Genomic DNA, 5,855 nt, shown 5'->3' with positions numbered 1-5,855 from the left:
AAACTCACCCGTGTACAAATACTGATTCAACGCCCTGTAGTACGCATCCCTGCTCGCCTGCGGAACTTTTGCAGCATCAAACATTTGCTCGGACAGCGCCTGCATTTCTCGATTGCTTACGGCTTCCCAATCAACTTTTCCACCAACTGGGCGCCCGGTTTTCATAGTCAACCAATCTCGGTACGCAGCCTTTGTCGCAGCATGCGACTCAGCGGACAAAGCAATTGTTGGCGATTTAATCGGATATTTCCCACCGTAATCTGGAACATTCTTGGCCATCCATACATCGAGTACTCCATGGTGGTTTTCTAAAGGCGAATTGCTTGGTCGATATGGAACAACATCGTACTCTTTAACGTCCTCGCAGCCGCTCAATCCCAGCGGATCAACCCACGCGTCTGGCGCGTGCACATAGCCTTGCGTTCTAAATCCACCTTCAAGGCCAATCGGATCGCAACTAAGATACTGCCCTGAATCTGGATCGTAGTATCGATTCAGGTTGTAGCACAGTCCCGTCTCGTCGTCGGCCCATTGACCGGGAAAACGCAACGTCGTATCGATTGAAATTGCCGCGCCCTGCGCATCGTTCGCTGCTCGTCTGGCCGGCAGCGGTTTCCCCCACAGCGAGTACGCCCCCTTCCACACAGTCGTGCCATGTTCGTCGAACGCCGCCTTTGGCAAACCGACCTGGTCCGTCAGAATTGAAAAGATACCGCTGTCGGTCTCCTGCGCGAGCGGCGAGAAACTGCCCGGCTCGATATGCCAGGTCACGACTTGGCCCGTCGTACCATCCCGCTGCTCGATCCAGCGCTCGGCAAGCATCGGACCGTCCCACAGGAACCTCACCGTTTCACGGCCGCCGACTTGCTGCTTCTCGATCCGGCGATTGAAAGCGTCATAGCGATACGCCCAAACACCGCGCTCGGGCGTAACGACCTTCACGAGCCGATTGAGGCCATCCCACGTGTATTGCCACGTTTTCGGCCTGAACCCCGGCTGTTCGACCGTCTTCTCGATCGTGCGGCCACGTGCATCGTATTGATAGCGTGCGTAGCCAACCTGTTCCGGCAGACCTCCGCGGCGATAGTGGTGGGCATCCACAGGTGCCCGTTGCCCGTGCGCGGCAATGTTCATCACAGCGTCATAGCGGAAGTGCTCGCTTGGCTGCAGCAGACTTTCTGCGGAGATGATCTGGCCGCGCTCATCGCGCTGGTAGGTGAGCGTATCCGCGCCGGTGTCCACTCGCTCCAGTTGTCCGGCTGCGTCGTAGTGATAGACCTGCCGCGTCAATTGCTCGAGCGCCCGGGCCGGATCGGCTTGCAACGCATCGAAGGCTACGGCAGGCCCTGCAATCTGCCGGCGTATACGGCCGAGCGCATCGTACTGTTGCTGCGCGACAAAATCTCCCGCCTGCCGCCCGATCTCGCGCCCTAAGCCATCGCGCCGGATCGTCAGCCCGGCGACCTGCGTGAGCGCACCCAATGCATCATAGGCATAGGCCGTCTCCCGCCGAGGCGTCAGCCGAAGGCTCCGCTGGCCGTCCGCGTCGTAGACGTGCCTCAACAGTTCGCCATGCTGATCTTCTCCGATCAAGCGGCCATTCCTGTCGTAGGCAAAGCGCGTCACGTGAACGTGCTCGCCCTGGACCTCCGCCGACGCCAGTCGTCCGCTCGCATCGTAGCGGTAAGCAAGCTTCACGTCGCCGGCATCGATCTCGACGAGCCGGTCGGATGCATCGTACGTATAGCGCCACTGGCCACCGTCGGGCAGTGTCTTCGCCAGCAGGCGGCCGACGGCATCGCGCTCATATCGAGTCGCGCGGCCGCCCCAGTCGATCTCGGCCGCGAGACGCCCGGCCGCGTCGTAGCGGTACGTGTAAGTCTCTCCCAGAGCATTGATGACCTTCGTCAGCCGGGTGGCATGGTCGTACTCGAAACGCGTTGCATGACCGGCCGCGTCGATCGACGCCGTAAGCAAATCGAACGGGCCATAGGTTCGCCGGATCGTACGTCCGAGCGGATCGATCCACTCGACGGGCAGGCTCTCGCTGTTATATCGCGCCCTCGACACCGAGCCATCGGGGCGCGTGATCGCGCTCAGCAGACCGCGCGGATTTGCCGGGCCGTCAGCATAGTCGTAACGCGTCACGTGCCCATCGGGCGACGTCTCCTCCAGCAGCCGACCCAGTACGTCTATCCTGCGCCTGAAGCGCGCACCTGTCGGCAACTCGATGTCGGTCAGCCGCAACCGGTCATCGTAGTCCAGGCGCGTCTCGCGATCACCCTGAACCACCCGCAGCAGTTCGCCTCGGGGGCCGTAGCGATAGGCAGTTCTGTTGCCGTCCGGCTCGGTGCGAGCAATCAATCGATACAGATGGTCATACTCGAGCCTGATCCGGCCGCCGTTCGGCAAACGCGTGCCGGTAAGGCGCTGCTCGTCGTCATAGTCGAACTCGACCATCCTCCCCGAGCTTTCGACGACCGAAGTCAGTTGACCACGCTCGTCGTATCGATAGTCCGTCCGTCGACCCAGCGGATCGATCCGGGCCATCAAGCGACCAAGCTCCCATTCGGAGCGAGTGCAATGGCCGAGCGGATCGGTTTCGGCCGTTACGAGACCTTCATCGTTATAGTCATAGGTCCATTCTCCGTCGACATCGATCACCCGTGTGCGACCGGCCTCGTAGATGAACCGACCTGTGTGATAACCCTGCTGCGTGCCGGTCTCGACGACACGACCAGCGGTGTCGTACCGATATCGAACGTCGGTCTGGTCCGTATCCCGCCACTGGGTCATCCAGCCGTGTTCGTCATACGCGTAGTAGAACTGGCCAAACTGGAAGCTCGCCACGTGGGTAAGCATGCTGTTCTGGTAGTCGTAGTCCACGAGTGTCCGGGAACCGCCGTCCGCATCGTGAAGAACGATCCGTTCCAGCCGTCGGTCGCGCCCGTGACAAACAATCTCGAGCCGATAGCCGTCGCTATGGGCCATACCACTCAAACGGCCGGCAATATCGTACGAGAGAACGATTGCGTTACCGTCGAGGTCCTCGATCCGTTCGAGGCGAGACGAACGCCCATCGACGAGCGGCGCGAAAATACGTAGTTGCCGCGTATCGCGATCGAAGATGCGCGGTTCGAGCCGGCTTCCGACCAGCCGATAGCGCGGCTCGCGCAGGTTGATGCCGTTGAGCGCCATATCCGGCGCGTCAAAGCCGATCACCAGGCCGGCGCCGTCGTGGAATCTCACGAAGCGGCCGCCATCGAACGTCAGTTGTTGCGACCAGTTGTCCGACCAGCGGTGACCGAGCAATCCATGGTCGTCCGATCGAGTCCGATAGCGTCGCTTGAACTCGAGAGGCAGGATGCCGGGAATGACGAGATCCGTACGGATCTCGAGCATTTCGCCGGACACCGGATCAACCGGGTCCTTGCACGTCGGCCGGTTCTCGTCCTTGATGCCCTTCTGTTCCGCGGATCGGGTGGGCTCAGGCTTGAATTTTTCGCGCAACCCCCGCAGCCCCTTGCCGGCAAATTTTCCGACTCCGCCTCCTACGATCCCGCCGAGCAAACCCGCCAGGAATTCCTGAGTCGCGGACAACTCCGGGTTCTTCGGACCGTAGTGTCCAGTCGTCTTGTCGATCCAGATGCTGTTGCGCCCCGAATTGACCTTGCCGCTACAGTGCGTTTCGTGGCCGATCCGCACCAGCGGCAGACCGTTGACGAACACGGTCTTGCTGCCGTCGACGAGTGCCTGCGGCACGCCGGAATGGTGATCGCATTTCACCAGGTCCGTGACACGCGCCACCTTCTTGCCTTCGAAGTACACGTTGCTCGAACCGGTGACGATCTCGCCACAGTTGCTGCCCATGCTCTGGCTCGCCGACGCGAGCGCACTCCCCAGCGTCAGGCCGCCCGCCATGCACGCGCCGACGATCAGCGCGCCGGCGAGTCCACCGGTTGCCACGGTCGCCGCCACTGCCACGCCAATCGCGACTCCCACGGCAATGCCGGCGAGAATCCCCATAAAACCCGACGAGTGCGCGATCCGATCGCCAATGCAGGCGGGGTGCGGATCGCCGCGACCGATCGTGAGGCCGAGCGCGTCGCCAACCTGCGTGAATTCCTTCGATAGCCAGCCGGTCACGCCAACCTTGTCGAGCGCCCACGCACCGCCGACCGCAATCGCCAGCGGAAGCATGACGGTGCCCGCCGCAATCGCGCCCGCGCCCAGTGCCGCCCCGCCGGTCGCCCCACCCGCGAGCGCCGTACCGGCGGCACCCAGCCCGGCGGCCGTCCCCTCGACGGCGGTCAGGCCCGCATCGGCGCCGAGCATCCCGTAGTTGAGGTGCTCGTAAAACGGCTGCTCGGCCGCTTTCGCGGCTTCACCGTCCTCCAGCCCGGCGATCTGATCGAGACGCTCCTGGGCGCTGCCGCTCGGCTCGTTGTAGTTCGGCGTGTCCGACATTGCGGCCTCAGACCGGATCGCGCAACTGAAGGCTCTGAATCACGGTCCGGATTTGTTCGCGCTGTGTGTCGCTCAGCGTACCGGGCGCGGTGAAGGTGAGCATCAGGACAACCTGCCCGTATTCCACCATCGTCAACCGCTGATGAATGAGCGCCTGGTTGTTCGTCCAGGTGAACTCGTGCACGTGTGCAGCGCGCCCGGATACCGTGGCGTCTTCATTCGCCACCTCGGCGTAATCGGGAACCTGCTTCGCCACTTTCCGGATTTCGCTCGTCACATATTCGGCGAACTTCATGCCCCACGGCAGCCGCTCGCGCGTGATCACGAAACTCACGCCCTCCGTGCCAGTCGCCGCCGACACGAACACGTTCATCGTTTTGTCCTGCCATTCCACGGGCAGCGCCAACGTGCCTTCCTGCATCTGGTACATGCTTTGTTATCCTTATTGGTTATTGGTATTAGCCGTTCTTCGGGTTGATGTCGGTTCGAGCAGCCTGGATATTGATATTGCCGTCATCCAGATGGATCACCGACTCGCCCTTGTAGATGTCGATCGAGTCGGCTGTCATGTGGATCCGCGTGCCGCCGTCGCCGCCGATCTTGATCCAGAGTTCCTTGGCTTCCAGCGTGTGCACACCCTGCGGAGTCTGATGCAGCGTATTGCCCTGCACGACAACGTCCGACAGGTTGCCAACCGCGATGGCCGTCGTATGGTTGCCCTTGCCCACCTCGACGGTCCGGTCGCCTTTGAGAACCTGAGTCCACTGAGCGTCCTCGACCACGGTATGCATGTCCTTCTGCGCATGCATGTAGAGCATCTGCGCACCATTGACGTCGCTCATCAGCAACTCGTTCGACCCCTGCCCCTTGTGCGTCTGGCTCTTGATCCCCATCGTCTGGCCGGCCGCGCCGTGATACGGGTTGCCCTGCTCGCCGTTGAACACGCGGCCGACGATCACGGGGTTATCCGGATCGCCCTGATTGAACGCCACCAGTACTTCCTGCTTGATCCGCGGAATCGCGGCCGCGCCCCAGCCGTCGCCCGCCCACGGCTGCGACACGCGCACCCACATCGAATCGGAGCCGTCCTTCTTGCCGCGCCGATCCCACGGGAAATGCACTTTCACCGCGCTGCCGTTCGTATGAATTTCCTCGCCCTTCGGCCCGACGACGATCGCCGACTGCGTGCCGTGAATCACCGGCTTCGGCGTCGCGCGCGGCGCACGGTACGGAATCTTCTTCGGCAACAGCGAGAAGCTGTTCCGGTACGGCAGCTTCGCGCTGTGCTGCGTATAGTCGTTCACGGCCTCGTGACGCACGTGCAGGATCACGTACTCCTGGTTGTTTTCGAGGACGGGATGATTCGCGACGGTCACGGCGCCCGCCGT

The 5,855-nt window shown here is 62.0% G+C and carries 3 protein-coding genes; all 3 read right to left on the bottom strand.

Annotated elements, in window-relative coordinates; translation table 11 throughout:
• On the bottom strand, positions 1 to 4,467 hold a 4,467-nt coding region (locus tag JMF90_RS21045; RefSeq protein WP_201325393.1), incomplete at its 3' end, for a DUF6531 domain-containing protein.
• A gap of 7 nt (positions 4,468 to 4,474) precedes the next feature.
• Positions 4,475 to 4,897 carry a DcrB-related protein gene (locus JMF90_RS21040; protein WP_011547149.1) on the bottom strand — a complete coding sequence of 141 codons (423 nt, stop codon included), beginning with the start codon at positions 4,895 to 4,897 and terminating at the stop codon, positions 4,475 to 4,477.
• 28 nt (positions 4,898 to 4,925) lie between these two features.
• Positions 4,926 to 5,855 (bottom strand): type VI secretion system Vgr family protein (locus tag JMF90_RS21035; protein WP_201325392.1); only part of this gene is annotated, 930 nt, incomplete at its 5' end.

It is taken from the genome of Burkholderia sp. E168m23 (assembly GCF_016586125.1).
GTDB lineage: Bacteria > Pseudomonadota > Gammaproteobacteria > Burkholderiales > Burkholderiaceae > Burkholderia > Burkholderia orbicola.
The sequence above is the reverse complement of the archived record's forward strand: the minus strand, read 5'-3'. Positions and strand labels throughout refer to the sequence as shown.

Bases quoted from the DNA above. Each gene is read 5' to 3' on its own strand.
- JMF90_RS21040 (WP_011547149.1), bottom strand. From the start codon at position 4,897: ATGTACCAGATGCAGGAAGGCACGTTGGCGCTGCCCGTGGAATGGCAG.